This is a genomic window from Streptomyces yongxingensis (assembly GCF_055597465.1).
This window is the reverse complement of the sequence record NZ_CM145717.1, coordinates 5,287,177-5,312,642: the sequence shown is the minus strand read 5'-3', so window position 1 is coordinate 5,312,642 and position 25,466 is coordinate 5,287,177. Positions and strand designations below refer to the sequence as shown.

27 protein-coding genes are annotated in these 25,466 nt (G+C 71.3%); 10 read left to right on the top strand and 17 right to left on the bottom strand.

Features of this window, described 5'->3' with window-relative positions:
• Nucleotides 1-22: 22 nt before the first annotated feature.
• Nucleotides 23-661 (bottom strand): NADPH-dependent FMN reductase, encoded by a 639-nt coding sequence (locus tag ACZ6TD_RS22690; protein WP_471356832.1) that lies wholly within the window; start codon nt 659-661, stop codon nt 23-25.
• Nucleotides 662-713: 52 nt separating this feature from the next.
• Between ACZ6TD_RS22690 and soxR the strand changes: the two genes are divergently transcribed.
• Nucleotides 714-1,175 (top strand): redox-sensitive transcriptional activator SoxR, encoded by a 462-nt coding sequence (gene soxR / locus ACZ6TD_RS22685; protein WP_471356830.1) that lies wholly within the window; start codon nt 714-716, stop codon nt 1,173-1,175.
• A 157-nt stretch (nt 1,176-1,332) separates the two neighbouring features.
• Here soxR and ACZ6TD_RS22680 read toward each other — a convergent pair whose 3' ends face one another.
• On the bottom strand, nt 1,333-2,580 hold the full coding sequence (locus tag ACZ6TD_RS22680) for a GNAT family N-acetyltransferase (protein ID WP_471356828.1): 1,248 nt from the start codon (nt 2,578-2,580) through the stop codon (nt 1,333-1,335).
• A gap of 151 nt (nt 2,581-2,731) precedes the next feature.
• A complete protein-coding gene (locus ACZ6TD_RS22675) occupies nt 2,732-3,370 on the bottom strand; it encodes an RsiG family protein (protein WP_471356826.1) in 639 nt (212 codons plus the stop codon).
• Between the two features lie 146 nt (nt 3,371-3,516).
• Between ACZ6TD_RS22675 and dtd the strand changes: the two genes are divergently transcribed.
• The gene (gene dtd / locus ACZ6TD_RS22670) at nt 3,517-3,942 is read left to right on the top strand and encodes a D-aminoacyl-tRNA deacylase (RefSeq protein ID WP_137978918.1); all 426 of its coding nucleotides are present in this window, start codon (nt 3,517-3,519) and stop codon (nt 3,940-3,942) included.
• A 34-nt stretch (nt 3,943-3,976) separates the two neighbouring features.
• Here the strand turns inward: dtd and ygfZ are convergent, their stop codons facing one another.
• The 3 genes from ygfZ to ACZ6TD_RS22655 form a co-directional block, all read right to left on the bottom strand.
• Nucleotides 3,977-4,942: a CAF17-like 4Fe-4S cluster assembly/insertion protein YgfZ gene (gene ygfZ, locus ACZ6TD_RS22665; protein WP_344596883.1), complete on the bottom strand. Its 966-nt coding sequence runs from the start codon at nt 4,940-4,942 to the stop codon at nt 3,977-3,979.
• Nucleotides 4,943-4,951: 9 nt separating this feature from the next.
• Nucleotides 4,952-5,491 (bottom strand): Fur family transcriptional regulator, encoded by a 540-nt coding sequence (locus tag ACZ6TD_RS22660; RefSeq protein WP_471356823.1) that lies wholly within the window; start codon nt 5,489-5,491, stop codon nt 4,952-4,954.
• 128 nt (nt 5,492-5,619) lie between these two features.
• Entirely contained in the window at nt 5,620-6,183 is a 564-nt protein-coding gene (locus tag ACZ6TD_RS22655) for a heme-binding beta-barrel domain-containing protein (RefSeq protein WP_137978920.1), read from the bottom strand.
• Nucleotides 6,184-6,455: 272 nt separating this feature from the next.
• On the opposite strand from ACZ6TD_RS22655, the gene ACZ6TD_RS22650 reads away from it, so the two are divergent.
• Nucleotides 6,456-6,821, top strand: coding sequence for a DsrE family protein (locus tag ACZ6TD_RS22650; RefSeq protein WP_014053928.1), 366 nt, complete (start codon nt 6,456-6,458; stop codon nt 6,819-6,821).
• A 165-nt stretch (nt 6,822-6,986) separates the two neighbouring features.
• Here ACZ6TD_RS22650 and ACZ6TD_RS22645 read toward each other — a convergent pair whose 3' ends face one another.
• The 7 genes from ACZ6TD_RS22645 to ACZ6TD_RS22615 form a co-directional block, all read right to left on the bottom strand.
• Nucleotides 6,987-7,244, bottom strand: a complete 258-nt coding sequence (locus ACZ6TD_RS22645; protein ID WP_014053929.1) for a DUF3099 domain-containing protein — start codon at nt 7,242-7,244, stop codon at nt 6,987-6,989.
• 203 nt (nt 7,245-7,447) lie between these two features.
• Nucleotides 7,448-7,735, bottom strand: coding sequence for a DUF1416 domain-containing protein (locus ACZ6TD_RS22640; protein ID WP_020869513.1), 288 nt, complete (start codon nt 7,733-7,735; stop codon nt 7,448-7,450).
• Nucleotides 7,736-7,767: 32 nt separating this feature from the next.
• Complete coding sequence (locus ACZ6TD_RS22635; RefSeq protein WP_471356820.1) at nt 7,768-8,607, bottom strand: sulfurtransferase; 840 nt, start codon at nt 8,605-8,607, stop codon at nt 7,768-7,770.
• A 155-nt stretch (nt 8,608-8,762) separates the two neighbouring features.
• The gene (locus ACZ6TD_RS22630; RefSeq protein WP_350962106.1) at nt 8,763-8,843 is read right to left on the bottom strand and encodes a putative leader peptide; all 81 of its coding nucleotides are present in this window, start codon (nt 8,841-8,843) and stop codon (nt 8,763-8,765) included.
• 211 nt (nt 8,844-9,054) lie between these two features.
• The gene (locus ACZ6TD_RS22625) at nt 9,055-9,741 is read right to left on the bottom strand and encodes an LmeA family phospholipid-binding protein (RefSeq protein WP_471356818.1); all 687 of its coding nucleotides are present in this window, start codon (nt 9,739-9,741) and stop codon (nt 9,055-9,057) included.
• 85 nt (nt 9,742-9,826) lie between these two features.
• Complete coding sequence (locus ACZ6TD_RS22620) at nt 9,827-11,212, bottom strand: hypothetical protein (RefSeq protein ID WP_471356816.1); 1,386 nt, start codon at nt 11,210-11,212, stop codon at nt 9,827-9,829.
• A gap of 11 nt (nt 11,213-11,223) precedes the next feature.
• Complete coding sequence (locus tag ACZ6TD_RS22615) at nt 11,224-11,499, bottom strand: MoaD/ThiS family protein (RefSeq protein ID WP_470013365.1); 276 nt, start codon at nt 11,497-11,499, stop codon at nt 11,224-11,226.
• Between the two features lie 121 nt (nt 11,500-11,620).
• Between ACZ6TD_RS22615 and ACZ6TD_RS22610 the strand changes: the two genes are divergently transcribed.
• Both ACZ6TD_RS22610 and ACZ6TD_RS22605 read left to right on the top strand, forming a co-directional pair.
• Entirely contained in the window at nt 11,621-13,363 is a 1,743-nt protein-coding gene (locus ACZ6TD_RS22610; protein ID WP_471356812.1) for an ABC transporter ATP-binding protein, read from the top strand.
• Nucleotides 13,360-15,318, top strand: coding sequence for an ABC transporter ATP-binding protein (locus ACZ6TD_RS22605; RefSeq protein WP_471356809.1), 1,959 nt, complete (start codon nt 13,360-13,362; stop codon nt 15,316-15,318). The genes ACZ6TD_RS22610 and ACZ6TD_RS22605 overlap by 4 nt, the downstream gene beginning before the upstream one ends.
• 48 nt (nt 15,319-15,366) lie before the next feature.
• Here the strand turns inward: ACZ6TD_RS22605 and ACZ6TD_RS22600 are convergent, their stop codons facing one another.
• Nucleotides 15,367-16,308 carry an alpha/beta hydrolase gene (locus ACZ6TD_RS22600; RefSeq protein ID WP_471356804.1) on the bottom strand — a complete coding sequence of 314 codons (942 nt, stop codon included), beginning with the start codon at nt 16,306-16,308 and terminating at the stop codon, nt 15,367-15,369.
• A gap of 327 nt (nt 16,309-16,635) precedes the next feature.
• Here ACZ6TD_RS22600 and ACZ6TD_RS22595 point away from each other — a divergent pair, with 327 nt between their 5' ends.
• From ACZ6TD_RS22595 to ACZ6TD_RS22575, 5 genes are all read left to right on the top strand, one after another.
• Nucleotides 16,636-17,520 carry a winged helix-turn-helix transcriptional regulator gene (locus ACZ6TD_RS22595; protein ID WP_471356798.1) on the top strand — a complete coding sequence of 295 codons (885 nt, stop codon included), beginning with the start codon at nt 16,636-16,638 and terminating at the stop codon, nt 17,518-17,520.
• A gap of 23 nt (nt 17,521-17,543) precedes the next feature.
• On the top strand, nt 17,544-18,566 hold the full coding sequence (locus tag ACZ6TD_RS22590) for a LacI family DNA-binding transcriptional regulator (RefSeq protein WP_471356795.1): 1,023 nt from the start codon (nt 17,544-17,546) through the stop codon (nt 18,564-18,566).
• A gap of 508 nt (nt 18,567-19,074) precedes the next feature.
• Nucleotides 19,075-20,181 carry a S1C family serine protease gene (locus ACZ6TD_RS22585; protein ID WP_471356792.1) on the top strand — a complete coding sequence of 369 codons (1,107 nt, stop codon included), beginning with the start codon at nt 19,075-19,077 and terminating at the stop codon, nt 20,179-20,181.
• An 85-nt stretch (nt 20,182-20,266) separates the two neighbouring features.
• Nucleotides 20,267-21,007 carry a response regulator transcription factor gene (locus tag ACZ6TD_RS22580; RefSeq protein ID WP_256654395.1) on the top strand — a complete coding sequence of 247 codons (741 nt, stop codon included), beginning with the start codon at nt 20,267-20,269 and terminating at the stop codon, nt 21,005-21,007.
• Nucleotides 21,004-22,425: a HAMP domain-containing sensor histidine kinase gene (locus tag ACZ6TD_RS22575; RefSeq protein ID WP_471356787.1), complete on the top strand. Its 1,422-nt coding sequence runs from the start codon at nt 21,004-21,006 to the stop codon at nt 22,423-22,425. Before ACZ6TD_RS22580 ends, ACZ6TD_RS22575 begins: the two co-directional genes overlap by 4 nt.
• Nucleotides 22,426-22,473: 48 nt before the next feature.
• On the opposite strand, the gene ACZ6TD_RS22570 is transcribed toward ACZ6TD_RS22575, so the two are convergent.
• The 3 genes from ACZ6TD_RS22570 to ACZ6TD_RS22560 all read right to left on the bottom strand — a co-directional run bounded on the left by ACZ6TD_RS22570 (nt 22,474) and on the right by ACZ6TD_RS22560 (nt 25,439).
• Nucleotides 22,474-23,772: an LmeA family phospholipid-binding protein gene (locus tag ACZ6TD_RS22570; protein WP_471356785.1), complete on the bottom strand. Its 1,299-nt coding sequence runs from the start codon at nt 23,770-23,772 to the stop codon at nt 22,474-22,476.
• Between the two features lie 161 nt (nt 23,773-23,933).
• The gene (locus ACZ6TD_RS22565; protein WP_471356783.1) at nt 23,934-24,194 is read right to left on the bottom strand and encodes an RNA recognition motif domain-containing protein; all 261 of its coding nucleotides are present in this window, start codon (nt 24,192-24,194) and stop codon (nt 23,934-23,936) included.
• Nucleotides 24,195-24,305: 111 nt separating this feature from the next.
• Nucleotides 24,306-25,439 (bottom strand): NADH:flavin oxidoreductase, encoded by a 1,134-nt coding sequence (locus ACZ6TD_RS22560; RefSeq protein ID WP_471356781.1) that lies wholly within the window; start codon nt 25,437-25,439, stop codon nt 24,306-24,308.
• Nucleotides 25,440-25,466 lie beyond the last annotated feature (27 nt).

Sequence of the window (25,466 nt, the reverse complement as noted above, 5' to 3'; positions counted from 1 at the left end):
GGGGTCGGCGCCGCCGGGCAGCTCAGCTGCCGTACGGGTGGGTGGTGCGGGCCGTGCGCAGGGCCCGCGCCCACCAGGTGAGCTGGTCGAGCATCGCCCCGGCGGCGGTGTCCGGACCCTCGGGGTCCTTCAGCCGGCCGTCCTCTCCGAACAGCCCGCCCGCGTTGTGGAAGCTGACCGTGTCCCGGACGGTCACGGCGTGGACCTCGGCGAAGACCGGCCGCAGATGCTCGACCGCGCGCAGGCCCCCCGAGATGCCGCCGTAGGAGACGAAGCCGACCGGCTTGGCCTGCCACTGGGTGAAGTGCCAGTCGATCGCGTTCTTCAGGGAGGCGGGGTAACTGTGGTTGTACTCGGGTGTGACCACGGCGAACGCGTCGGCCGCGTCCAGCCGTGGCGTCACGGCATCCAGGGCCGCGACGTCCTCGGGGCCGGGACGGTGGGTGAGGGCCGGGGGCAGCGGGGTCTCGGCCAGGTCCACGACGTCGACGGTCATATCGGAGCGGAGCGTCGCATGACCGGCGAACCAGTCCGCGACCTTCGGCCCGAAGCGGCCGTCGCGGGTGCTGCCGATGATGATGGCGAGCCGGATGGGGGAGTCGGTGTCGGTGGCGGATGCGGGCGTGGTGGTTGCCGTCAGGGCGGCGGTGTCTGTCGTCATGGGACGAGCCTCGGACTTAAACAAAGGTTGAAGTCAAGCTACCCTCGGCACTATGACGCAACTGACCTGGAAGACCCATGAGCTCACGGTCGGCGATCTCTCGCAGCGCAGCGGGGTGCCCGCCTCAGCGCTGCGCTTCTATGAGCGCGAGGGGCTGATCCACAGCCGCCGCACCTCCGGCAATCAGCGCCGCTACACCCGCGATACCCTCCGCCGCGTGGCCTTCGTCCGCTCCTCGCAGCGCGTCGGCATCCCGCTGGCGAGGATCCGGGAGGTCCTCGGGCTCTTCCCCGAGGACCACGTCCTCACCAAGGAGGACTGGGCCCGGATCTCGGAGTGCTGGCACGCGGATCTCAACGAGCGCATCGAACAGCTGGAGAACCTCCGCGACCACCTCACCGACTGCATCGGCTGCGGCTGTCTGTCGATCGACAAGTGCGCGCTGGCGAACCCCTACGACCGGCTGGGCGAGCAGGGCGCGGGCGCGCGCCGGCTGCTCAAGTCCAGCTGCTGAGCGCCGACCGCCCAGCACCGACTGCCCAGCGTCGACTGCCCAGCGTCGACCGCACGGCGCCGACCGCCCAGTACCGACTGCCCAGCGCCGACCGCACGGCGCCGACCGAACGGGCGCGGCTGCCGGGCGCGACCGCCGGGCCCGGACACCCGGCGCCTCAGAAGCCATCGGGGCACCAGGGGCGGCGCGGGGTCCGCAGCAGCCGGTCCGCCAGCGCCGCGGCGCCCGGGCGCTCCTCGGCTATCCGGCCCAGCGAGGCGAGCCGGACCGCCGACTCGTCGCCCAGCCACAGGGTGCTCAACTCGCCGATGTCCATGGTCAGGTCGGCCGGGCGGCCCGTGGTCGCACAGGCCGCGCCGTCGGGGCCCGCCTCCAGGAAGTAGCGGCCACCGGCCAGCCCGGCGGCGTCGCGCAGCTCGAGCACCAGCGAGCCCTCGGCCGGGTACGTACGGGTCTCCAGCAGCTGGGGCACATCCAGCGGGCGCAGCCACAGCCAGTCGGCATACGTGGTGACCTGGGCCGCGCGGGGATCCCCGAGCAGCAGCGGAAGCAGATCGTCGGGCGCGCGCCGGCCGGTGTTGACCCGGGTCACCCAGTCGACCGAGAGCAGGAAGTGCCACAGCGCCCGCTCGGCGGCCGGGGAGACCGTGGTCAGCTCGAGCACGGTGGCGGTGTTGTGCGGTCGTTTGTTGCCGTCCCAGCGGTCGTCCGCCGTATAGGCGAGCAACCCGTCCACCGAGCCGTCGGGGGAGCGGTAGAGCACATAGAACGGCTCGGTCCAGGGGCGGTTGGGGAACCGCCGCTGACCGGTGTTGATCCGCCACCAGTGGTCCGGGCGGTCGATGGCGCCGTGCTGTCGGGCGCGCAGCCGCTCATGCAGGGCGGGGCCCAGCTTCCGCACCTCGTCGGCGTCGGCGAAGTCGACCCGGCCGCCGTCCACCGGAGCCGAGTGGCGCGGGTCGAGACCGGCGCGGGGGACGTCCACCTGCCATTCGGTGATCCAGGTGGCCGGGCCGAAGCCGTACCGCCCATAGATGGGGTACTCGGCCGCGATCAGGGTGGCCACCGCCTCGCCCCGCTCCTTGGCGGCGCGCAGATCGTGCTCCATCATCCGGCTGAGCAGCCCCCGGCGGCGGTGGGTGGCCGACACCGCGACATTGCTGATCGCGTCGGCCGGGACATCCGCCCCGCCGACCGCCGTCAGCCGCTGTGCGAAGCTGCGGAAGGTGGCCACGCAGCGGTCCCCGTCGAAGACCCCCTGCGTACGGGACAGATCGATCTGCTCCCGCCGCAGCTCCACCTCCTCCTTCGGCGCCTCCGGCGGACGCAGAAAGCCCGTGTTGAGCGCGACGGTCCAGTTGGGCAGATCGGAATCGGCGAGTGGGGTGCGGAGTTCGAGGGCCATGCGCACACGCTAAGCGTCCGCCGTCACCGGCCGCACGCCGATTTCCACAGCCCTCGGACCAGGTCTTTTCATCACACCGCGCCCTGTGGACAACTCGGTGAGCACCCGGCGCGAACAGCTCCTCGGGCACCCCGCGGGCGCCCGTCGCTGCCTACGCCAGCAGGTCGTCCACCTGCGCCTCTCCCTCGCGGTACCGGCGGGCGATCTCCGCGCTGCAGCCGTCCGCCGTGCGCTGCAGTTCCTGCCGCCGCCGCGACACCTGCTGCTCATGGCCGACGAGGCGGGCCATCGCGCCGTGCAGCTCCTCGTCCGTACGGGCCCGCAGATCGGACAGGCCCACCTCCGCCAGCATCTCCTCGGCCAGCCGCTCGTACTCCGCGCCCTGCGGCGTCCCGAGCGTGACATGGCGGGCCGAGGAGCGGTGCCGTGAGGGGAGATCCGCGAGGATCTCCGGCAGCCGGTCCACCAGCGCGGCGGGCGGCTGGGCCGCGGCCGCCGCGGGCGCCGGGTCACGGCGATGGCCCAGCTCGGCGCGGAGGATGTCGATCCGCCCCTGGAGCAGTCTGCGCAGATAGCTCAGATCCGCCTCCTCGCGCTGCGCCGCGCGGCGCAGTGCCCTCAGCTCCGGCAGCCGCAGAGCGTCAAGACCGCTCGCGGCCGCGGACGTGGATGTCACGGCCGGCGCCGTCACGGCGGCGGAGTCGGCCAGCCGCCCGCCGCGCTGGCTCGGCGGCCGTGGCGGCAGCAGGCCCTCGGTGGCCATGGGCTGGCCGGTGCCCGATGTGGTCATTGGTGTCCGTCCCCTCCAGCGATGCGTCGTTCCCGCAGTTCCTGCCCGCCTGCACCGCCTGCACGCATCGTGCCACCAGTGATGCTCCCTGTGCAGCGGCTCTCCACCCGATCGGCCCCGGATGGACGCACGGCATGATGGTCGCCATGCGTGCTGTGGTACAGAGAGTGGACGGGGCGAGCGTCGTCGTGGACGGCGAGACGGTCGGCGAGATCGTGGGCCAGGGGCTGTGCGTACTGGTCGGGGTGACCCATGACGACACCCCGGAGAAGGCGGCCCAGCTCGCCCGCAAGCTGTGGTCCGTAAGGATGCTCCACGACGAGAAGTCCTGCTCGGACCTGGACGCTCCGCTGCTGGTCATCAGCCAGTTCACGCTCTACGGCGACGCCCGTAAGGGGCGCCGTCCCACCTGGAACGCGGCGGCGCCCGGCGGGGTCGCCGAACCGCTCGTCGACGAGGTGGTGGCCCAGCTGCGGAAGCTGGGCGCGCACGTGGAAACGGGCCGGTTCGGAGCGGCCATGAAGGTCTCGCTCACGAACGACGGCCCGTTCACGGTGCTCGTCGAGGTCTAGCCGAACCGCGGGGTCCGGTGGACCGGCAGCGGGTTCACGGCTCCACGACCGTCTCCTGTGCGGCGGCCGTGGAGTCCGCGATCAGCTCCGCGTCCACCGGCACATTGCGCTTGACCAGCGCCAGTGCGATCGGCCCCAGCTCGTGGTGGCGGGCCGAGGAGGTGATGAACCCCAGCTGGCGGCCCTCCTCGCCCTCCGAGGCCAGCCGTATGGGCGCGCCGTGGGACGGCAGTGCCACCTCGCTCCCGTCGAGGTGGAGGAAGACCAGGCGGCGCGGTGGCTTCCCCAGGTTCTGCACCCGGGCGACGGTCTCCTGGCCTCGGTAGCAGCCCTTCTGGAGATGGACGGCGGAGCCGATCCAGCCCAGCTCGTGCGGGATGGTGCGGTGGTCGGTCTCCAGGCCGACCCGCGGCCGGTGGGCCTCGACCCGCAGCGCCTCGTACGCCAGCACCCCGATCGGCGGGCCGCTCGCCTCGGCGAAGGCGGTAAGGCGCTCACGCGGCAGGAAGAGGTCCCGGCCGTGCGGGGTCTCGCGGACGACGGCGTCCTCGGGGGCCTCGGTGATGCTGCCCGCCGGGAGGTGGACGACCGCGTACTCGTCGGTGCGGTCCGCGATGTCCACCCGGTAGAAGAACTTCATGCTCTCCAGGTAGGCGATCAGATCGCCCTGGCTGTCGGGCTCCACATGGGCCCAGGTGGTTTCGCCGTCGTCGACGAGGTAGAGCGCGTGTTCGATGTGGCCGTGGGCGGAGAGGATCAGGGCTTCGGTCGCCTGGCCCGGCGGGAGCTCGCTGACGTGCTGGGTGAGCAGCAGATGCAGCCAGCTGAGCCGGTCGGCACCGCTGACCGTGACCACTCCGCGGTGCGAGAGGTCCACGAAGCCGGTGCCGTCGGCGAGCGCGCGCTGCTCGCGGAACAGGTCGCCGTAGTGGGCGGCAACGCCTTCGTCGGGGCCCTCGCCGGGGACGGCGCCGGGCAGCGACAGCAAAGGGCTCTTCATGAACTCAGCCTACGACCTGCGGGCTCGGCCCTCACCGGAGCGGTTTTCGGCGTCGTCTCCGCCACGCCGCGCGGCCTCTCCGCCGAGCTGCCCGGCGCCTGCGGCGCGCTCCCCGGCCTCTCCGGCGCGCTGCCGGGCGGAGCAGGAGGCACACCGGCCGAAGATCGCGAAGTGCTTCAGATCGGTGTCGAAGCCGAAATCCGCCCGGAGCTGCCGGGTGAAGGCGTCGGCCACGGAGACATCGGCCTCGATCACATCCGTGCAGTCCCGGCACACCATATGGATGTGATGGTGCCGGTCGGCCAGGTGGTACGTGGGGGCGCCGTGGCCCAGATGGGCGTGGCTGACCAGGCCCAGCTCCTCCAGCAGCTCCAGCGTGCGGTAGACCGTGGAGATGTTGACGCCGCTCGCGGTGCGGCGCACCTCGGTGAGGATCTCGTCCGGAGTGGCGTGCTCCAGATGATCGACGGCTTCGAGCACGAGCTGGCGCTGCGGGGTCAGGCGGTAGCCGCGCTCCCGCAGATCGCTCTTCCAGTCGGTGGTCGCCACGGTGCAAGTGTAGGCGGGCCCGCGACGACCGGCCGGACGCACAGGGGCAGAACCGGACGCGGCACGCGACAGCCTGACCCGGGGGAGAGCGGAGAGCGCGGAGAGCGGAAGGCGGAAGCCGGAGGACCTCAGCGGAAGAAGGCGATCCCGTCGTCCGGCAGGTCCTTGAGGTCCTTGGCCCACTCCCGGGGGTCCACGACCTTCTTCAGATGCGCGGACATGTACGGGCGCAGCTCGACCTCGGGGGTGGCCTTCTCGCCGACCCACATCAGATCGCTGTTGACATAGCCGTACAGCCGCTTGCCGCCCGAGTACGGGGCCGCGTGGGCGGTGCGCGCCACGGCGTCCGTCGCCAGGTCGATCTGCGGCTTGCCCTCCGCGAGCTCGCCGTACCAGACCTCGATGATGCCCTGGTCGCGGCTCATCACGACCTCGACCTTACGGTCCTTGTCGATCCGCCAGTAGCCGGACTCGGTCTCCAGGGGGCGGACCTTCTTGCCCTCGGAGTCCAGCACCCAGGTGTGCGAGACGTACTCGATGAAGTCGCGGCCGTCGTGCGTGAAGGTGGCCTCCTGGCCGAAGTTGCACTTCTCGGCCCCGGGGAAGTCCGAGACGCCGGCCCCTTCCCAGTTGCCCAGGAGGAAGGCGAGCGGCACGAGGTCCGGGTGGAGGTCGGACGGAATCTGGATCATGAATTCAGGCGATCTGTCGAGAGTCGAGCCGTGATGGCGGGGCGGGAGCGGTTCAGCGCTGGCCCTGGTACAGCTTCTTCCAGGTCAGCGCGGCGAAGCCGAGCGTGGCCACGGCGACCAGGATCATCAGGGTGGTGAAGACTGCCTCAAGCACGAGCGCGCTCCTCGGAACAGATGACGGACGGCACCGAGTCTAGTCGGCGCCGGGACGGCCGGTGGAGACAGGTGGCCGTGCGGCGCCGGGCCCCGGGTGCCGAGCCTAAGGTTGACGCATGGCGAAGAAGCTGGTGATCAAGGTGACGGCGGGCGCGGACGCTCCCGAGCGGTGCTCCCAGGCGTTCACGGTGGCGGCGGTGGCCGCGGCGAGCGGGGTCGAGGTCTCGCTCTGGCTGACCGGGGAGTCGACGTGGTTCGCGCTGCCGGGCCGGGCTGCGGAGTTCGAGCTTCCGCATGCCGCGCCGCTTCCGGATCTGATCGACGGCATCCTTACGGGCGGCGGAACGATCACGGTGTGCACACAGTGTGCCGCGCGCCGGGAGATCGAGGAGAAGGATCTGATCGAGGGGGCCCGGATCGCGGGCGCTCAGGTCTTCGTGAGCGAGATCATGCCGGACGGCGTCCAGGCGCTCGTGTACTAGCTCGGGTACGCCCGTGCACTAGGGGTGTCCGGCGGATCGTGGCGCCTGCGGCGGGCTGTTCCCCTATCCGCCCCTTCCCGCACCTGGGGCTCCGCCCCAGACCCCGGGGTCCAGGGGCGGAGAGCCTGCCATGCGGCGGAGCCGCATATCGATGCTGCGGGCAGGTCAATGCCGGTGGTTGTGCTCATCCAGCTCCCGCCACCACCGGTCGGACTCCTCGTCCCCCGATTCGTCCCACCACCGGTCGTCCGGGCCCCGGCGATTGGCGACGATCGCCGCCAGAGGTGGGATCACCATGGCGACGATGCACATCGCGACCGCGGCGGGGACGGACCACAGGCGCACAAAGGCCCAGGCCGAGATGAAGAGCGTCAGACACGCGCCCATCAGGAAGAAGTATGCGTGGCGGCGTCGCGCGTACATACGTCCAGCGTACGTCCGGGACCGCCGCACCGACAGACGAAAGTCCCTGGCGCCGACGGACGAAAGCCCTCCCCGCACCGACAGGCGGAGACGGCCGAAGACCGGCGGAGACAGAAGGAGACGGACGAAGGGCCGCACCCCGCCGAGGCGTCCAACCCCGGGGTGCGGCCCTCCGGCCGTGAGTCACGACGCGTCGTAGCGCGTCAGACGGCGATGGCGACCTCCGCCAGCCCGCCCTTCTGGGCGACGACGGTGCGGTCCGCGGTGCCGCCGGGAACCAGGGCGCGCAGCGTCCACGTGCCCTCCGCGGCGTAGAAGCGGAACTGTCCGGTCGCGGAGGTGGGGACCTCGGCGGTGAACTCGCCGGTGCTGTCCAGCAGCCGGACGTAACCGGCGACGGGCTCGCCGTCGCGGGTCACCGAACCCTGGATCGTGGTCTCACCGGGCTTGATCGTCGAGGCGTCGGGGCCGCCGGCCTTGGCTCCACACATGGATGTCTGTCCTTACGTTCGAGGGAGAGGGGTCAGCTGTCGGAGCCGAGCTCGACCGGCACGCCGACCAGCGAGCCGTACTCGGTCCAGGAGCCGTCGTAGTTCTTGACGTTGGTCTGGCCCAGGAGCTCGTGCAGGACGAACCAGGTGTGAGCGGAGCGCTCACCGATGCGGCAGTAGGCGATGGTGTCCTTCGACAGGTCCACGCCCGCGCCCTCGTAGATCTCCTTGAGCTCGTCGTCGGACTTGAAGGTGCCGTCGTCGTTGGCCGACTTCGACCACGGGATGTTGCGGGCGCTCGGGACGTGGCCCGGACGCTGCGACTGCTCCTGCGGGAGGTGGGCCGGGGCGAGCAGCTTGCCGGAGAACTCGTCGGGGGAGCGCACGTCGACCAGGTTCAGCGAGCCGATGGCGTCCACGACCTCGTCGCGGAAGGCGCGGATGGCGGTGTCCTGCGGCTTGGCCTTGTACTCGGTCCGTGCGCGGGTCGGCACCTCGGCGACCAGGTCGCGGGAGTCGAGCTCCCACTTCTTGCGGCCGCCGTCGAGCAGCTTGACGTCCTGGTGGCCGTAGAGCTTGAAGTACCAGTAGGCGTACGCCGCGAACCAGTTGTTGTTGCCGCCGTAGAGGACGACCGTGTCGTCGTTGCCGATGCCCTTCTCCGACAGGAGCTTCTCGAAGCCGGCCTGGTCGACGAAGTCACGGCGCACCGGGTCCTGGAGGTCCTGCTTCCAGTCGATCCGGATGGCGTTCTTGATGTGGTTCTTGTCGTAGGCCGAGGTGTCCTCGTCCACCTCGACGATGACCGTCTTGGGGTCGTCGATACGGGCCTGGACCCAGTCGGCGTCCACCAGGACGTCACTGCGGCTCATGTTTCTCTCCTCCGGGGCAGTTGCGGCGGTACGGGCACGCTCACGACGCGGCGCCGCGCGGGGCGTGCGGCGAGCGTACGAGCGAAGGTGCGGGAAGGCCCGGCTGACGGGCCGAAGAGGGGGCCGGTCCGCGGCGTGTGCGGACCACGTCCCGTTCAGACGGCGCGACAGAGCATGGCGGCGACGCGGCACAGGTCGACTGCCCGCCGCTTCGTGAGATCCGCCTGTCGCTTCATGGGTCCGATCGTAGGGACGGACAGGCGGGCATGTCACCGGCGTGTCGCATCATGAGACGTTATCGTCCGGAGTGTGAGATGAGAGGTCTGTGAACGGCCGGGAGGCGCGGCCGGAGGGGGCTGCGATGGGCAGAAGCGTCCATATGCGCGGACATGATCGTCTCAGTCAATGGACCAGGGGCGTGATCGGACGCCCCTGGTACTGATCGCGTCAGCCCGTCAGCTGGACGTTATTACCCGCGACCGAGACGTCTATGCCGTCCTTGGAGGTCTCCACCTTGTCCAGCCGCATACCGGTGGGCAGTCCGTCGATCTTCCGCTCCATGTCGGCCTTCTCGCGCACCTTGTCCTCCCACTGGGGGATGCTGCCGCCCGGGATGGACTCGGCGTGCAGCCGGATGGTGTTGCCGTTCACGATGGTGACCTGGGAGTGGGCGGTGAGGCTGAAGCCCAGCAGACTGCCGGTGATCTTGACCTTGTTGGTGCCCGACGGGTCGTAGGCGACCGTGATCCCCGGACCGGCGGCCTGTGACAGGTCCGCGTAGCTGATGTGGGCCGAGCCCGTGGCGCTGTCGGCGCTGGCCGACGAGAAGTTGCCCGAGATGCGGACGTTGTGCAACTGGGCGTCGAGTTCGGTGACCCGGACGCTGCGTCCGTCGCCCGCGTCCGTCGTCAGCCCGTCCACGCCGACGTCGACCTCGTCCAGCTCCTTGCCCACGACCTGGGTGAGGAACGGGAAGCCCTTGATCGAGACATTGGGCGTGGTGGTCAGGCCCTGAGAACTCTTGATCTTGTCGGCCGCCTTGGACTCGGCCATGTACACCGCGATGCGGTCGGCGGCCACGAAGAGGCCGCCGAATATCACGACGACGATCAGTGTGATGCGTAGTGCGCGCATGTGCGTGGGTCCCCCAGGCTCTCGCTCAGGCCCTCGCGCCTGAGGCTGCGAGCCTATCCGGACCGGGTGAGCGGGAGCCGGGGAGTCAGTCCAGAGCGCGGCCGATCACATAGACCACGGGGGCGGCGGCCGCGAGCGGCAGCGCCACGCCGGCGGTCATGTGGACGAAGCGCGAGGGGTAGTCGTAAGCGGCGACCCGGTGGCCGATCAGCGCACACGCCCCGGCCGCGAACCCGAGCAGGGCGGCGGTGGAGGTGCCCGTTCCGGTGAGCTGCCCGGCCCCGACCCCGGCGCCCGTGGCGGCCGCCAGCGCGACCACGACGGCGGCGGCGGTCGGCAGCGGCAGCGCCCGGACGAGCACGGCCACGGCGACGGCGGCCGCCCCCACCACCACGGCGTCCGAGGACTCCGCGACGGCGGCCAGATGGCCGGCCGCGAGCACGGCGAGGGCCGTGGCCGCCACGGCGGCCGTAAGGCCGTACAGCCGCTCGTCCGGGGAGGCGTGGCTGCGCAACTGGAGGATCAGCACCAGCAGCAGCCAGACGCCGATGGTGCCGATGACGACCGTAGGGGCGTGCGCGGGCTCGGTGGCGAGCAGGCCGACGTCGGCGGCCAGACCGCCCGCGAAGGCGAGCGCGATGCCCTGCCGGGCGGGCCACATGCCGTTCAGCCGGAACCAGCCGGCCGCCGTGACCGCCTGGAGCGCCGCCACCGCGACGGCGACCGCCGGGCGGCCCAGCGGCGCGGTGGCCGCGAGCAGCGCGGCGAGCACGGAGGTCAGGGCGGCGGGGACGAACCCCGGGTGGAGGATCTGCGGGCGCCCCTCGGCCTTGGCCTTCTCGGCGGCGGTGAGCGGCCGGTCCGGCTGCGGGGCGGGCGGCTCGGCGGTCGCGGTCGCGGCCTGTGCCTGAGCCTGCCCCGGGGCCTGTGCCTGTGCCGGGGCCTGAGTCTGCCCCGGGGCCCGGGGCGGCGCCTGGGACGGGTCGGCGGGCTGGTGGTACGGGTGCTGCTGCTGATCCCAGCCCTGGGCGTACTGCCCTCGGTGCCCTTGGTGGCCCTGGTGGGGCTGCTGGCCCTGCTGCCCCTGGTGGCCCTGCTGGGCGGCGGCGTAGGGGTCCGCGTACGGCTGCTGCTGGTACGGCTGCTGCGGGTGCTGGTACTGCGGCGGCTGGGCCTGGGCGTACCCCTGCTGCTGCGGATACCCCGCGTACCCCTGCCAGTCGGCCGGCTGCTGGGCACCCTGGCCGTGACCGCCGTGACCGCCGTGACCGCCGTTGCCACCGGGAACGCCGTGGCCGCCATGGCCGCCGTAAGGATGCGCGCTCTCGTCGTACCCCCCGTAAGGAGCCTCGTACGACCCGTACGGGGGATACGGCTGCTGCGGCTGCTGGCCCTGCGGCTGCTGCCCCTGATGCTGATGAGGCTCGTGGGGCTGGTGATGCCCATTGGGCTGGTGCGGCTGGTTGCTCATGAGCTCGGGGTTCACCCTCCTGCGAACGGCGGGAGCACCTCGACCGTGCCGCCCTCGGCGAGTTGGATCGTCTTGTGGTCACGGGTGCCGACCGGGGTTCCGTCGACCAGGAACGAACAGCGCAGCAGGACCCGCGCGAACTCCGGCCGCGCGGTGTGCCGCTGCCGGGCCGCGTCGAGCGCCTCCGCCAGTGTCCACGCGGTGTACGGCTCCTCCGCGGTACCGGCCGCGGCGCGGGCCGCGGCCCAGTACCGGATGGTCCCGGCGGGCGTGCTCATCATCGCCATCGCGATCCCTTTCCCGTCATCTGCCGCCTCCATGATGACGGGTGCGGGGCCGCGCCCGGGACCACACGCGGTTCGTCGAAAATACGGCCGGTTCGGGACGAGCGTCACTTAAGGTTTCCGTGTGCTGGTACGACTGATACGGGCGTATCTGAGGCCCTATACCCGAACGATCACGCTGATCGTCTTATTGCAGCTGGTGCAGACCCTCGCCACCCTCTACCTGCCCGCGCTGAACGCGGACATCATCGACAGCGGAGTGGTGAAGGGCGACACCGGCTACATCCTCCGTGTCGGCGGGCTGATGATCGCCGTCACCCTCGTCCAGATCGTGTGTGCCGCGGGGGCCGTCTACTTCAGCGCCCGCACCTCCATGGCGCTCGGCCGCGATGTGCGCGCCGCCGTCTTCGACCGGGTGCAGTCCTTCTCCGCCCGGGAGATGGGCCACTTCGGGGCGCCGTCCCTGATCACCCGTACCACCAACGACGTCCAGCAGGTGCAGATGCTGTGCCTGATGGCCTTCACGCTGATGGTCTCGGCGCCGATCATGTGCGTCGGCGGTGTCGTCATGGCGCTCAACGAGGACGTGCCGCTGTCCGGGCTGCTCCTCCTCATCGTTCCGGCCCTGGGCCTCCTGGTCACGCTCATCGCCCGCCGGATGCGGCCGCTGTTCCGCGACGTCCAGCAGCGCATCGACACCGTCAACCGGGTGCTGCGCGAGCAGATCACCGGGATCCGGGTCATCCGCGCCTTCGTCCGCGACACCCATGAGCGCGACCGCTTCACCGCCGCCAACACCGGCCTGATGGATGTCTCGCTGCGCGCCGGGCAGCTGATGTCGCTGATGTTCCCGGCCGTGATGCTGGTGGTGAACGTCTCCAGCGTGGCCGTCGTCTGGTTCGGCGGACACCGCATCGACAGCGGCGGGATGCAGGTCGGCGCGCTGACCGCGTTCCTCAGCTATCTGATGCAGATTCTGTCGTCCGTGATGATGGCCACCTTCATGTTCATGATGGTGCCGAGGGCCGAGGTGTGCGCCGAGCGCGTCCAGGAGGTGCTGGACACCGGGACCAGCGTCGTACCGCCGCTGATGCCCGTCGCGCCCGCGCCCGCCGACGCCGGACGGGGGCTGCTGGAGCTGCGGGGCGTGGAGTTCCACTACCCCGGCGCCGACGAGCCCGTGCTGCGCGACATCACGCTGACCGCCCGGCCCGGCCGGACCACCGCCGTCATCGGCTCCACCGGCAGCGGCAAGTCGACCCTGCTCGGGCTGGTGCCGCGGCTGTTCGACGCGACCGACGGCAGCGTTCACCTCGACGGGGTGGACGTGCGCGACCTCGACCCCGAGGTGATGACCCGGACCATCGGGCTGGTCCCGCAGAAGCCGTACCTCTTCGCCGGCACCGTCGCCTCCAACCTGCGGTACGGCGACCCCGACGCCACCGACGAGGAGCTGTGGCGGGCCCTGGAGACCGCCCAGGCACGGGAGTTCGTGGCGGCCATGGAGGGCGGTCTCGACGCCCCGATCGCCCAGGGCGGGACCAATGTGTCCGGCGGGCAGCGGCAGCGGCTGGCGATCGCCCGCGCCCTGGTCCGCAAGCCGTCCGTCTACCTCTTCGACGACTCCTTCTCCGCGCTCGACTACGCCACCGACGCCCGGCTGCGGGCGGCGCTCGCGGACGAGACGGACAACGCGACGGTCGTCATCGTCGCCCAGCGGGTGTCCACCATCCGGGGCGCCGATCTGATCGTGGTCCTCGACGCGGGGCGGATCGTCGGCGCCGGCACCCACGGCGAGCTGATGGCCGGCAACGAGACCTACCGCGAGATCGTGCTCTCCCAGCTCACCGAGGAGGAGGCGGCATGAGCGGCCCCACGGCGCCCCGCAGGGGTCCGGCGCCCGCCGCCGGACCCGCCCGCTTCATGGGCGGGCAGCCCACCGAGCGGTCCATGGACTTCCGCGGCTCCAGCCGCCGGCTGCTGGCCCGGCTCCGCCCCGAGCGCGGGATCGCCCTGCTCGTGCTCGCGCTGTGCACGGTCAGCATCGGTCTTTCGGTCGTGGGTCCGAAGATCCTGGGCGAGGCCACCGACCTGATCTTCGCGGGCATCGTCGGACGGCAGCTGCCCGACGGTGTCAGCAAGGAGCAGGCCGTCCAGTGGCTGCGCGACAAGGACCAGGGCACGGTCGCCGACATGGTCGCCTCCATGGACGTCACCCCGGGCCAGGGCGTCGACTTCCACGCGGTCGGCGTCGTGCTGCTGTGGGTCACGGGGCTGTACGTGGCCGCCTCGCTCCTGGGCCTGTTCCAGGCGCGGGTGGCGACCGTCGTCGTCCAGCGCGCGGTCTTCCGGCTGCGCGAGGACGTCGAGCACAAGCTGGCCCGGCTGCCGCTCTCGTACTTCGACAAGCAGTCGCGCGGCGAGGTGCTCTCCCGTGCCACCAACGACATCGACAACATCCAGCAGACGCTCCAGCAGACCCTCAGCCAGATCATGGCCTCGCTGCTGACGATCGTGGGCGTGCTGTCGATGATGTTCTGGATCTCGCCGCTGCTGGCGCTGGTGGCGCTGATCACCGTCCCGGTCTCGGTGTGGGTGACCACGCGCATCGGAAAGCGCGCCCAGCCGCAGTTCGTCGCCCAGTGGAAGACCACGGGCAAGCTCAACGCCCATATCGAGGAGATGTACACCGGCCACTCGCTGGTGAAGGTCTTCGGGCGGGAGGAGGAGTCCGCGCGAGCGTTCCGGGAGCAGAACGACAAGCTCTACGAGGCGGGGTTCCGGGCCCAGTTCATCTCGGGGCTGATCCAGCCGTCGATGATGTTCATCGGCAACCTCAACTATGTGCTGGTGGCCGTGGTCGGCGGGCTCCGGGTGGCTTCCGGCGCGCTGTCGATCGGCGACGTCCAGGCGTTCGTCCAGTACTCCCGGCAGTTCAGCCAGCCGCTCACCCAGGTGGCCTCCATGGCCAACATGGTGCAGTCGGGCGTGGCCTCCGCCGAGCGGGTCTTCGAGCTGCTGGACGCGCCGGAGCAGAGCGCCGAGCCGGTGGACGCGCGACGTCCGGAGGCGGTGCGGGGGCAGGTCGCGTTCGAGGAGGTCTCCTTCCGCTACCAGCCGGACACGCCGCTCATCGAGGGTCTGTCGCTGTCGGTGCTGCCGGGCCAGACCGTGGCCATCGTCGGGCCGACCGGCGCCGGGAAGACCACGCTGGTCAATCTGCTGATGCGGTTCTACGAGGTCAGCGGAGGGCGGATCACGCTGGACGGGGTGGACATCGCCGCGATGTCACGGGAGGAGCTGCGCTCCCACATCGGGATGGTGCTCCAGGACACCTGGCTGTTCGGCGGCACGATCGCCGAGAACATCGCGTACGGCGCGGAGGGGGCGAGCTTCGAGAGGATCGTGGAGGCGGCGAAGGCCACCTATGTGGACCGCTTCGTACGGATGCTGCCGGACGGCTACGACACGGTGATCGACGAAGAGGGCTCCAATGTCAGCGCCGGTGAGAAGCAGCTGATCACGATCGCCCGGGCGTTCCTCTCCGAGCCGTCGATCCTGGTGCTGGACGAGGCCACCAGCTCGGTCGACACCCGTACCGAGGTCCTCATCCAGCGGGCGATGGCCTCGCTGCGCAGCGGCCGTACGAGCTTCGTGATCGCCCACCGGCTGTCGACCATCCGGGACGCGGACGTGATCCTGGTGATGGAGTCGGGGCGGATCGTCGAGCAGGGCTCGCACGACGCGCTCCTCGCGGCGGGCGGTGCGTACGCGCGGCTCTACGCGTCCCAGTTCGCGGAGCCGGTGACGGAAACCGAATAGGCGACCGCTCGGGGACGGGTCAGGCGTGGGCCGCGGCCCGGGACGGGCTCAGGCGTGGGCCGCGGCCCAGTCGGCGATGCGGGTCAGCAGATCGGGGGAGGCGGCGGTCTCGGCGTGGCCGTAGCCCGGCTCGATCCACAGCTCCGAGGTGGACGGGTCCGCCGCCGACGCCAGCATCCGCGGATGGTCCAGCGGGAAGTACGGATCCCGGTCGCCGTGCACGATCAGCAGCGGCGTCGGCGCGATCAGCGGCGCCGCGGCCACCGGGGACAGCGGATCGACGGCCCAGCCGCGGGGGTCGATCCGGGTGCGCAGCCCGTAGCGGGAGACCAGTCGCCCGGCCGGCCGGGTGACCGCCCAGTGGAGCCGCCGCATGGGCGCGGTGCCGCGGTAGTACCAGCGGGCGGGTGAGCTCACGGCGACGACGGCGTCGGGCGCGGCGCCGTCGGCCGACTCGGCGAGGGCGGCGGTCGGCGCGGTGAGGGGATCGGCCGACGCTGCGAGGGCGTCGGCCGCCTCGGTGAACGCGTCGGCCGCCTCGCAGGGCGCACCGGGCGCGGCGTCCGTGCGCCCCGTTGAGCGCCCTGTGCGCTCCCCCTCGTGTACGTCTTGCAACGGCTGGATTTCACGGCTCTTCCCGTACAACGCCGCCTGCCGGAGCACCACCGAGCCGCCCATCGAGAAGCCGACCGTGGCCACCCGCCGATGTCCGAGCCGGCGCGCCCAGCGCACCGCGGCGGCCAGGTCCAGCACCTCGCGATCGCCGACCGTGGACCGTCCGCCGGACCGCCCATGGCCCCGGAAAGAGAACGTGATCACGGCCGTACGCTGGTGAAACGCCGATGCCACCCGCCGCAGCGCGGGGCGCTCCAGGGCGCCGGAGAAGCCGTGTCCGACCACCAGCGCGAGGGGGCCGGAGGGTTCGGTGCCGACCGCCGGGGAAGGTTCGTAGCGCGCCTCGATCGAGACCCCGTCATCGGTCAGCAGCATGGCCCGTTGCTCCCCCTCGGTGACCGGGGAAGGACAACGGGAAGCAGATCGAGCCTCTCCGGCGCATGTCATGTGGGTTATTCTGTCGTGAAGAGGATCCGGGCAATGTAGCCCCCGGGTCCTTTTGTGCTTTCAGGGCGACGGTGCGCGTTTGAGCGCACCGTCGCTCCAAGGGCGCGGAGCGTGACCGTACGAAGTAGTAGCCGCAGACTCCCCCGGGCACGGCCTGGGAGGTGCCCCTCTCGCAAGGGACCGAGGAGGAACCGACGTAATGGGCGAGCGAAGCGTGCACAACCTCGAGAAGACGGCCGGGGCAGGTGATGGACGATGAGTTCCCTCCTGCTGCTGACCAACGCACTCCAGCCCTCGACGGAGGTGCTCCCCGCCCTCGGCCTGCTGCTGCACAGCGTGCGGGTGGCCCCCGCCGAAGGCCCGGCCCTGGTGGACACACCGGGCGCCGACGTCATCCTGATCGACGGCCGCCGCGATCTGCCGCAGGTGCGCAGCCTGTGCCAGCTCCTGCGGTCCACCGGCCCCGGCTGCCCGCTGATGCTGGTGGTGACCGAGGGCGGGCTCGCCGCCGTCACCGCCGACTGGGGCATCGACGACGTCCTGCTGGACACCGCGGGCCCGGCGGAGGTCGAGGCCCGGCTGCGGCTGGCCATGGGCCGCCAGCAGATCACCACCGACGACAGCCCCATGGAGATCCGCAACGGCGATCTGTCGGTCGACGAGGCCACCTACAGCGCCAAGCTCAAGGGGCGTGTGCTCGATCTCACATTCAAGGAGTTCGAGCTGCTGAAGTACCTCGCCCAGCACCCCGGCCGGGTCTTCACCAGGGCGCAGCTGCTCCAGGAGGTCTGGGGCTACGACTACTTCGGCGGCACTCGCACCGTGGACGTCCACGTCCGGCGGCTGCGCGCCAAGCTGGGCCCGGAGCACGAGTCCCTGATCGGCACGGTGCGGAACGTGGGCTACCGCTTCGTCGCGCCGGAGAAGGTCGAGCGCGCCGCGGAGGAGGCACGGGCCAAGGCGGCGGCGCGGGACACCGGAGCGGGTGGCGCGGTGCGGGGCGAGCACCCCGACGGCGCGGTCGGTTCCGCGGGTTCCGCGGGTTCCGCGGGCTCTGCGGGTTCCGCGGGCTCTGCGGGTTCCGCGGGCGCTGCGGGCTCTGCGGCGAGGGCCGCTGCCGCACGACCGGCCAACAGCTAGCTGGACCCGCGTAGACTTCGCGCGTGGCCAAGGTGACGCGGGATGATGTGGCAAGGCTTGCGGGAACGTCGACCGCGGTCGTCAGTTACGTCATCAATAACGGACCCCGGCCGGTCGCCCCGGCCACGCGCGAGCGGGTGCTCGCTGCGATCAAGGAGCTCGGCTACCGGCCGGACCGGGTCGCGCAGGCGATGGCGAGCCGCCGGACCGATCTCATAGGGCTGATCGTGCCGGACGCCCGGCAGCCGTTCTTCGCGGAGATGGCGCACGCCGTCGAGCAGGCGGCCGCCGAGCGCGGCAAGATGGTGCTGGTCGGCAACTCCGACTACCTCGACGAGCGCGAGGTGCACTATCTGCGCGCCTTCCTGGGGATGCGGGTGTCCGGGCTGATCCTCATCAGCCAGGGCCCGAGCGAGAACGCGGCGGCGGAGATCGAGGCGTGGGACGCCCGGGTGGTGCTGCTGCACGAGCGGCCCGAGGCGATCGACGACGTGGCGGTGGTGCTGGACGACGTCGGAGGCGCGCAGCTCGCGGTGCGGCATCTGCTGGAGCACGGCCATGACTACGTGGCCTGCCTCGGCGGCACCGAGATAACCCCGACCGTCGGCGACCCGGTCACCGACCACGTGGAGGGCTGGCGCCGCGCGATGCACGAGGCCGGGCGGCCGACGGACGGTCGGCTCTTCCAGGCCCCTTACAACCGGTACGACGCCTATAAGGTCGCCCTCGATCTGCTGGCCGGCCCCGACCGGCCCCCGGCGATCTTCTGCGCCACCGACGACCAGGCTTTCGGGGTGCTGCGGGCGGCGCGCGAGCTGCGGATCGATGTCCCCGCGGAGCTGGCGGTGGCCGGCTTCGACGACGTGAAGGAAGCCCACCTCACCGACCCCCCGCTGACCACGGTCGGCTCCGACCGCCCCGCGATGGCACGCGCCGCGGTCGATCTCGTCCTGGACGACGGCATCCGCCTCTCCGGCTCCCGCCGCGAACGCGTCAAGCAATTCCCGTCGGCCCTGGTGGTCCGTCACTCCTGCGGCTGCGCATAGCGCTTCGCGCTTCTGGATCGGGTCGGGGTCCTGGGGGCCCCGACGGCCCCGGTTGTCTGCGGCGCCCGGCGGGTGCGGCCCTGCGGGCGGTGGTGCCCGCAGACGAGCACCCGCGCCCCCAGACGGGGCCGCATGTCGACGCTTTCCCCTCCCCGCCCCTTCCCGTTACCAGGGGCGGAGCCGCGTCATGCGGCGGGGTCGCATGTCGACGCTGCGGGAAGGGGCGGAGCCCCGGGCCGGGGTCTGGGGCGGAGCCCCAGTTGTGGGAAGGGGCGGGGAGGGGAGCAGCTCGCCGCAGGCGTCACGATCCGCCGGAACGCCCGCCTTACGGGGCCCAGCGCCGTGGGCCGTACCCGGTGGTGCTGCGGGGCCGGGGCCGAGCGGCCCGGGGGCGTGCCCTCGTCGCGCAGGCGGCCCCGAGGGGCCTTATGTCGGGCATACCGACTTCTGGTGGGGTTCTCAGCGGGCCCTCAGGGGACTCTCATACTCCGGCCGCACAGTCATAGACATGACGGACAGCACACGCCGCAGCGGCGCAGACGAGCCCTATCCCTACGCGTACGGCGGCGGCGCGGGGTATCCCGATCCGCCCGCGTATCAGCCTCAGCAGCCGGTCACCACGCCGTCCGGGGTCACCGTATGGCCGGGGGACGGCAGTGGTGGCGGTGCGGGGGAGGACGGCGGCGCGTTCGCGAGTGAGGGGGCGCACGGGGGCGGGGGGCGGCGCAGGGCGCGAGCCCCGCGGCCGGTCGCGCTGATCGCGGCCGTGGCGGCGGTCTCCGCGCTCGTGGGCGGCGGGGCGGCCGCGCTGGTCACCCACGCCACCCAGAAGTCCGACACCACGATCTCCACCCCCGTGGTCAACGCCAACTCCACGAGCCACAGCGGGGTTTCGGCCGTCGCGGCGGCCGTCAGTCCCAGCATCGTGGAGGTCAGCGCCAGCGGCACCAGCGGCCAGTCCACGGGCTCCGGCGTGGTCATCACCAGCGGCGGCGAGATCATCACCAACAACCACGTGGTCTCCGGTGCCGACGCGATCAAGGTGACCTTCAGCGACGGCAGTAAGAAGACCGCGACGGTCGTCGGCACCGACAGCAAGAAGGACCTCGCCCTGATCAAGGTGGAGGGCGCGAGCGGGCTGAAGGCCGCGTCCCTCGGCGACTCCAGCAAGGTCACGGTGGGCGATCAGGTCGTGGCCATCGGCTCGCCCGAGGGCCTTACCGGCACCGTCACCAGCGGCATCGTCTCCGCGCTCGACCGTGACGTCACCGTCTCCACGGACCAGGGCCAGGGCCAGGACGGTCAGGGGCCGGGTGGCGGCGGGCAGTGGCCGTTCGAGTTCGGCGGCGGCCGGTACAACGGCGACGTCGGCTCGTCGACCACCACCTACAAGGCCATCCAGACCGACGCCTCGCTCAACCCCGGCAACTCCGGCGGCGCGCTGATCAATATGAGCGGCCAGGTCATCGGCATCAACTCCGCGATGTACCCCGCGGCCTCGGGGCAGAGCTCCAGCAGCGCGGGCAGCGTCGGCCTCGGCTTCTCGATCCCGATCAACACCGTCAAGTCCGATCTGGCCTCCCTCCGCGCGGGCGGAAGCGACAGCAACACCTGATGGACGTGCGAGGCTGGCAGCAGCGCCGCACAGCCCGCCGCGGCCACCTCCCCGCCCCACCGTCACCGCTTAAGGAAACCGCTGCATGAGCCCCGCCGACCACGGCGATCAGCCGGCCCGCATCCTGATCGTCGACGACGAGCCGGCCGTCCGGGAAGCCCTTCAGCGCAGCCTCGTCTTCGAGGGCTACGCGACCGAGACCGCCGTGGACGGACTGGACGCGCTGGACAAGGTCGGCTCCTACGACCCCGAGCTGATCGTGCTCGATGTGCTGATGCCCCGGATGGACGGGCTGACCGCCGCTCGGCGGCTGCGCGCCACCGGGGTGACGCTGCCGATCCTCATGCTCACCGCGCGGGACACGGTCGGCGACCGGGTCACCGGGCTCGACGCGGGCGCCGACGACTACCTCGTCAAACCCTTCGAACTGGACGAACTGCTGGCCCGCATCCGCGCCCTGCTGCGCCGCAGCTCCTATGCCGCCCAGCAGGGCGCGGCGCTGCCCGAGGGGGATGTGCTGGCCTTCGGCGATCTGCGAATGGACCTGACGACCCGCGAGGTCGTCCGGGGCGCGCGCCGCGTCGAGCTGACCCGGACCGAGTTCACCCTGCTGGAGATGTTCCTGGCGCACCCCCGCCAGGTGCTCACCCGTGAGCAGATCCTGAAGGCGGTGTGGGGCTTCGACTTCGAGCCGTCGTCCAACTCGCTGGACGTGTACGTGATGTATCTGCGCCGTAAGACCGAGGCGGGCGGCGAGCCGCGGCTCGTGCACACCGTGCGCGGGGTGGGGTACGTCCTGCGGCCCGCGGAGGGCGAGCCCTCGTGAGGTTCCGCAGACTGCCGCTGCGCTCGCGGCTGGCCCTGCTGACCGCCGTGGCGGTCGCGGTCGCGGTGGCCGTGTCCGCGTTCGCGTGCTGGCTGATCGTCCGGGAGCAGCTCAGCGCCCAACTCGACTCGTCCCTGCGCAACGTCACGGTGGACGAGCGCAATGTGCTGAGCATCCTGGAGGCGTGCCAGAACCCCGCCGGCGCCGACGACCGCACCCCGCACGCCCTCGGCTCGTACTCCGTGCAGATCGTGCTGGCCGACGGCAGCCGCTGCACCCAGCCCGGAGCGACCAAGCTGCCGGTCACCACCGCCGATGTGGCCGTGGCCGTCGGGGAGCGGCCGAGCGCGCTGCATGACGCGACGGGCGAGGGCGGCGAGGGCATGCGGGTGTTCACCTACCGGCCGGCCTCCGGCCCCGGCAGCCCGCTGCCGCGCGGGATCGCCGTCTCCATGGCCCGCCCGCTGAGCGAGGTCGAGCATCCGCTGGGCACGCTCGCGCTGGTGCTCGCCCTCGTCGCCGGGGTCGGCGTCGTGGGCGCGGGAGCGGCGGGCCTGTGGATCGCCAGGACCGGGCTCAAGCCGGTGGACCGGCTGACCGAGGCGGTCGAGCATGTGGCCCGCACCGAGGATCTGGCCGTGCGCATCCCGGCGGAGGGCGATGACGAGATCGCCCGGCTGTCCCGGTCGTTCAACTCCATGACGGCGGCCCTCGCCTCATCCCGCGACCGTCAGCAGCAGCTCATCGCCGACGCCGGACATGAGCTGCGCACCCCGCTCACCTCGCTGCGGACCAATATCGAGTTGCTCGCGCGCAGCGAGGAGACCGGCCGCGCGCTGCCGCCCGCCGACCGTAAGGCGCTCATGGGGAGCGTCAAGGCGCAGATGACCGAGCTGGCGGCGCTGATCGGCGATCTTCAGGAGCTGTCCCGCCCCGACGCCGTGCCCGGCAGCGGGCCCCCACAGGTGGTCGCCCTGCACGAGGTGGCGCGGACGGCCCTGGAGCGGGCCCGGCTGCGCGGTGCGCACATCACGATTAACGCCTCGATCGAGCCCTGGTACGTCCGCGGTGAGGCGACCGCCCTGGAGCGGGCGCTGGTCAATCTGCTCGACAACGCCGTGAAGTTCAGCCCTTCGGGTGGTGTGGTCGACGTCGTTCTCAGAAGTGGAGAGGTACGGGTGCGGGACCATGGCCCCGGCATCCCCGCCGAGGAACTGCCGCATGTCTTCGAGCGCTTCTGGCGCTCCCCGTCCGCCCGCAGCATGCCCGGCTCGGGCCTCGGGCTGTCGATCGTGGCCCGTACGGTCCAGCAGTCGGGCGGCCAGGTGGGGCTGGAACCGGCCCCGGGCGGCGGCACGGTCGCCTGGCTCAGACTCCCGGGCGCGCCCACGGCTCCGCCGGGGATCGACCCCGGCTGAGCCCAGCCCGATCCGGCGCGGGCGAATTCGTCGGCGTGTCCAACGGGCTCAGCGGGTCTTTCCGAAATTCAGCCCCGCACCGGTCAGATCGGCCCTGATCCCCTCCGGGGACACGCCGATGTTCGCCAGCCGGATGCCCTTGGCCTTTTCGGGTAGCTGGAAGGAGAGCTCCAGCTTGTTCGTCAGCTCCGGCACCTTCATCCGCGCCAGCGCCCCCGCCACCATCGGATCGATGCCGAGCTTCCTGGCCAGTTGGGGATGGTCGTTGGCCGCCTGGACGAGGTTGACCGCGAGCAGCGCGGGGACGAACCGCGGCGAGCCCGTGATCTCATCCAGCTTCCGCTCGTCGTTCAGCGCCTGCCCCGCCTCCGCCGGCGACACCCCGAGCTTCTCCGCCACCGACGGGATCGACAGCAGCGCCTGCGCCTTCTCGGAGTCCTCGCTGATCTGCTGGGCCGCCTTCTTGTGCAGATACAGCCCGGCGCGCGGCTCGGGGCCGGGCCGGTAGGTGGCGATCCCGGGGATGTCCAGCCGCATATCGGTGACGCTCGTGGAGATCCCACGGTCTCCCTGGCGCCGGATATGTGCCTGGGCGTGCAGCGACACCTGCTGGCCGGCGACCGGCAGCTTCCCGTCCGCGCGCACCGAGCTGGGCCCCAGCGCCCGGAACCGCACCTGGGAGGCGCCCAGTTCACGGCTGAGGTCCTCGAAGGACAGCAGCACATCGCCCTTCATCCGGCCCACCGTCGCGCCCCTGAAGGAGCTGGGCAGATCCCCCACGATCCGGATGTCCTGGGCCTGGGCGCGCACCTCGGCGAGCGAGACCCGGTCGGCCGCCACGTCCGGCACGGCGATGTCGACCTGCTGGAGGTCCTTGCCCAGCACCTGGGTGAGGAACGGGAAGCCGTGGATGGTCACGTTCGGTGCCGTGGCCAGATTCAGCTTCTTCTGGAGCTCCTGCTCGGCCTTGCGCTCGGCGTACATCACCGCGCAGCGGTCGCCCAGCACCAGCAGCAGGGCCAGCACGACCAGCCCGATCAGGGCCTTCGCGGTGCGCGGCACGGCCCGGAAGCGGCCGCGCCGACGCCGGGACGAGCGGCGGTGGTTGGGCGGTGACCACTGCTCGCCGTCGTCCCCGGAACCCGAGGCGGCCGGCTTGTCTCTGCGTCCGCCGAGGTCGGCGTCGTCGTCATCGTCCGACGTCAGGCCGAGGCCGAGGGGGTCGTCCGGATCGTACGGGTCGGCCAGCTCGGCGAGTTCCTCGTACGGGTTCCGGTAATGAACGGCGGGTGAACCAGCGTGAGGATGCGGGGACTGCGGTGAAGGTATGCGTGTGGGGGATCGCATCAGTCAATACCACCACGGCACACTGCTCCACCCGCAAGTCCTAGCGGCGATACGTGGCGAACGGCACGTTCCGATTTTGCCGTCCGTACACGTGCCGTTTCTCAGCGCGTGCGGTCTCAGCGCGTGCTGCCTCAGCGCGTGCTGCCTCAGCGGGTACCGTCTCAGCGCGTGCCGCGCGAGACCGCCCTCGCCTCGGTGACGGTCACCGCCCTGCCGCCCATCTCACAGCCGTCGAGCTGGGCCATCGCCTTCTCCGCGGCCACCTCGTCCATCTCCACGAACCCGAACCCGCGCGAGCGGCCGCTCTCCCGGTCGGTGATCACGGTGGCGTCCAGCACCTCGCCGAACTGCCCGAACAGGGTCGCCAGGTCCTGTGTCGTCGTCTGATAGCTCAAGTTGCCCACATGCAGTCGTTTGGACATGACCGGCTCTCCTTGTTCTCCGTGGTTCCCAGGGGAGCGAACCGGGTCAATCCTCTCAGCGAGGTATGAAACCGGCCATTCGCATGGGCTGAACCGGTCATCCCATACGGCTCAGTGCAGCGTGCCGAGCTGCTCCTTGGAGTACGGCACAAGCGCGTCCGCGCGTCCGGTCAGCACCTTCTCGGCCCACTCGGGGTCGGCGAGCAGGGCTCGCCCGATGGCCACGAGATCGAACTCGTCCCGCTCCAGCCGGTCCAGCAGATTCTCGATGTCCGCCACCTGGGCCCGCTCGCTGCCGGTTCCCGGCACGAACGTCGGCAGGAAGTCCTGGTTCAGGCCGACCGAGCCGACCGTGATCGTCGCCTTCCCGGTGAGCTTCTTCGTCCAGCCCGCGAGGTTCAGATCCGAGCCCTCGAACTCCGGTGTCCAGTAGCGCCGGGTGGACGAGTGGAAGACATCGACCCCCGCCTCCACGAGCGGGGTCAGCAGCGCCTCCAGCTCCTGCGGGGTCTCGGCCATCCGCACGTCGTAATGGTCCTGCTTCCACTGGGACGTACGGAAGATGATCGGGAACTCGGCGGAGACGGCCTTACGGCAGGCCGCCACCAGCTCGGCCGCGAAGCGGACCCGGGACGCCGGGTCGCCGCCGTACGCGTCGGTGCGTCGGTTGGTGGCGCCCCACAGGAACTGGTCGATCAAGTACCCGTGCGCCCCGTGGAGTTCGACGCCATCGAACCCGATCCGCTCGGCCGCGGCGGCCGCGTCGGCGAAGGCGGTGATCACCGCGTCCACGTCGCCCTGCGTCATCGCCCGCCCGACCGGCCGGCCGTCCAGCCCGACGCCGGACGGGCTCAGCACGGGCGCCTCGGGGTAGGGCGGGGCGCCCTCATCCCGCGAAACCCCCACATGCCAGATCTGCGGCGCGATCCGCCCACCGGCGCTGTGCACCTGCTTCACGACCTCGGCCCACCCGGTCAGGGCGTCCTCCCCGTAGAAGCGCGGCACGCTGTCGCTCAGTCCGGCCGAGGGATGGTCGACGTAGGTCCCCTCGGTAATGATCAGCCCCACCCCGGCTGCGGCCCGGCGCGCGTAGTACGCCACCACATCGGCATTGGGCACCCCGCCCGGCGAGAACGTACGGGTCATCGGCGCCATGGCGATCCGATTGGGCACGGTGAGCCCACCCACGGTGAAGGGGCGGGACAGAACCTGGGCCGCACGCTCGGCACCACTGCTTATGGACACGTGAACACTCCTTGACCGGACGTCATC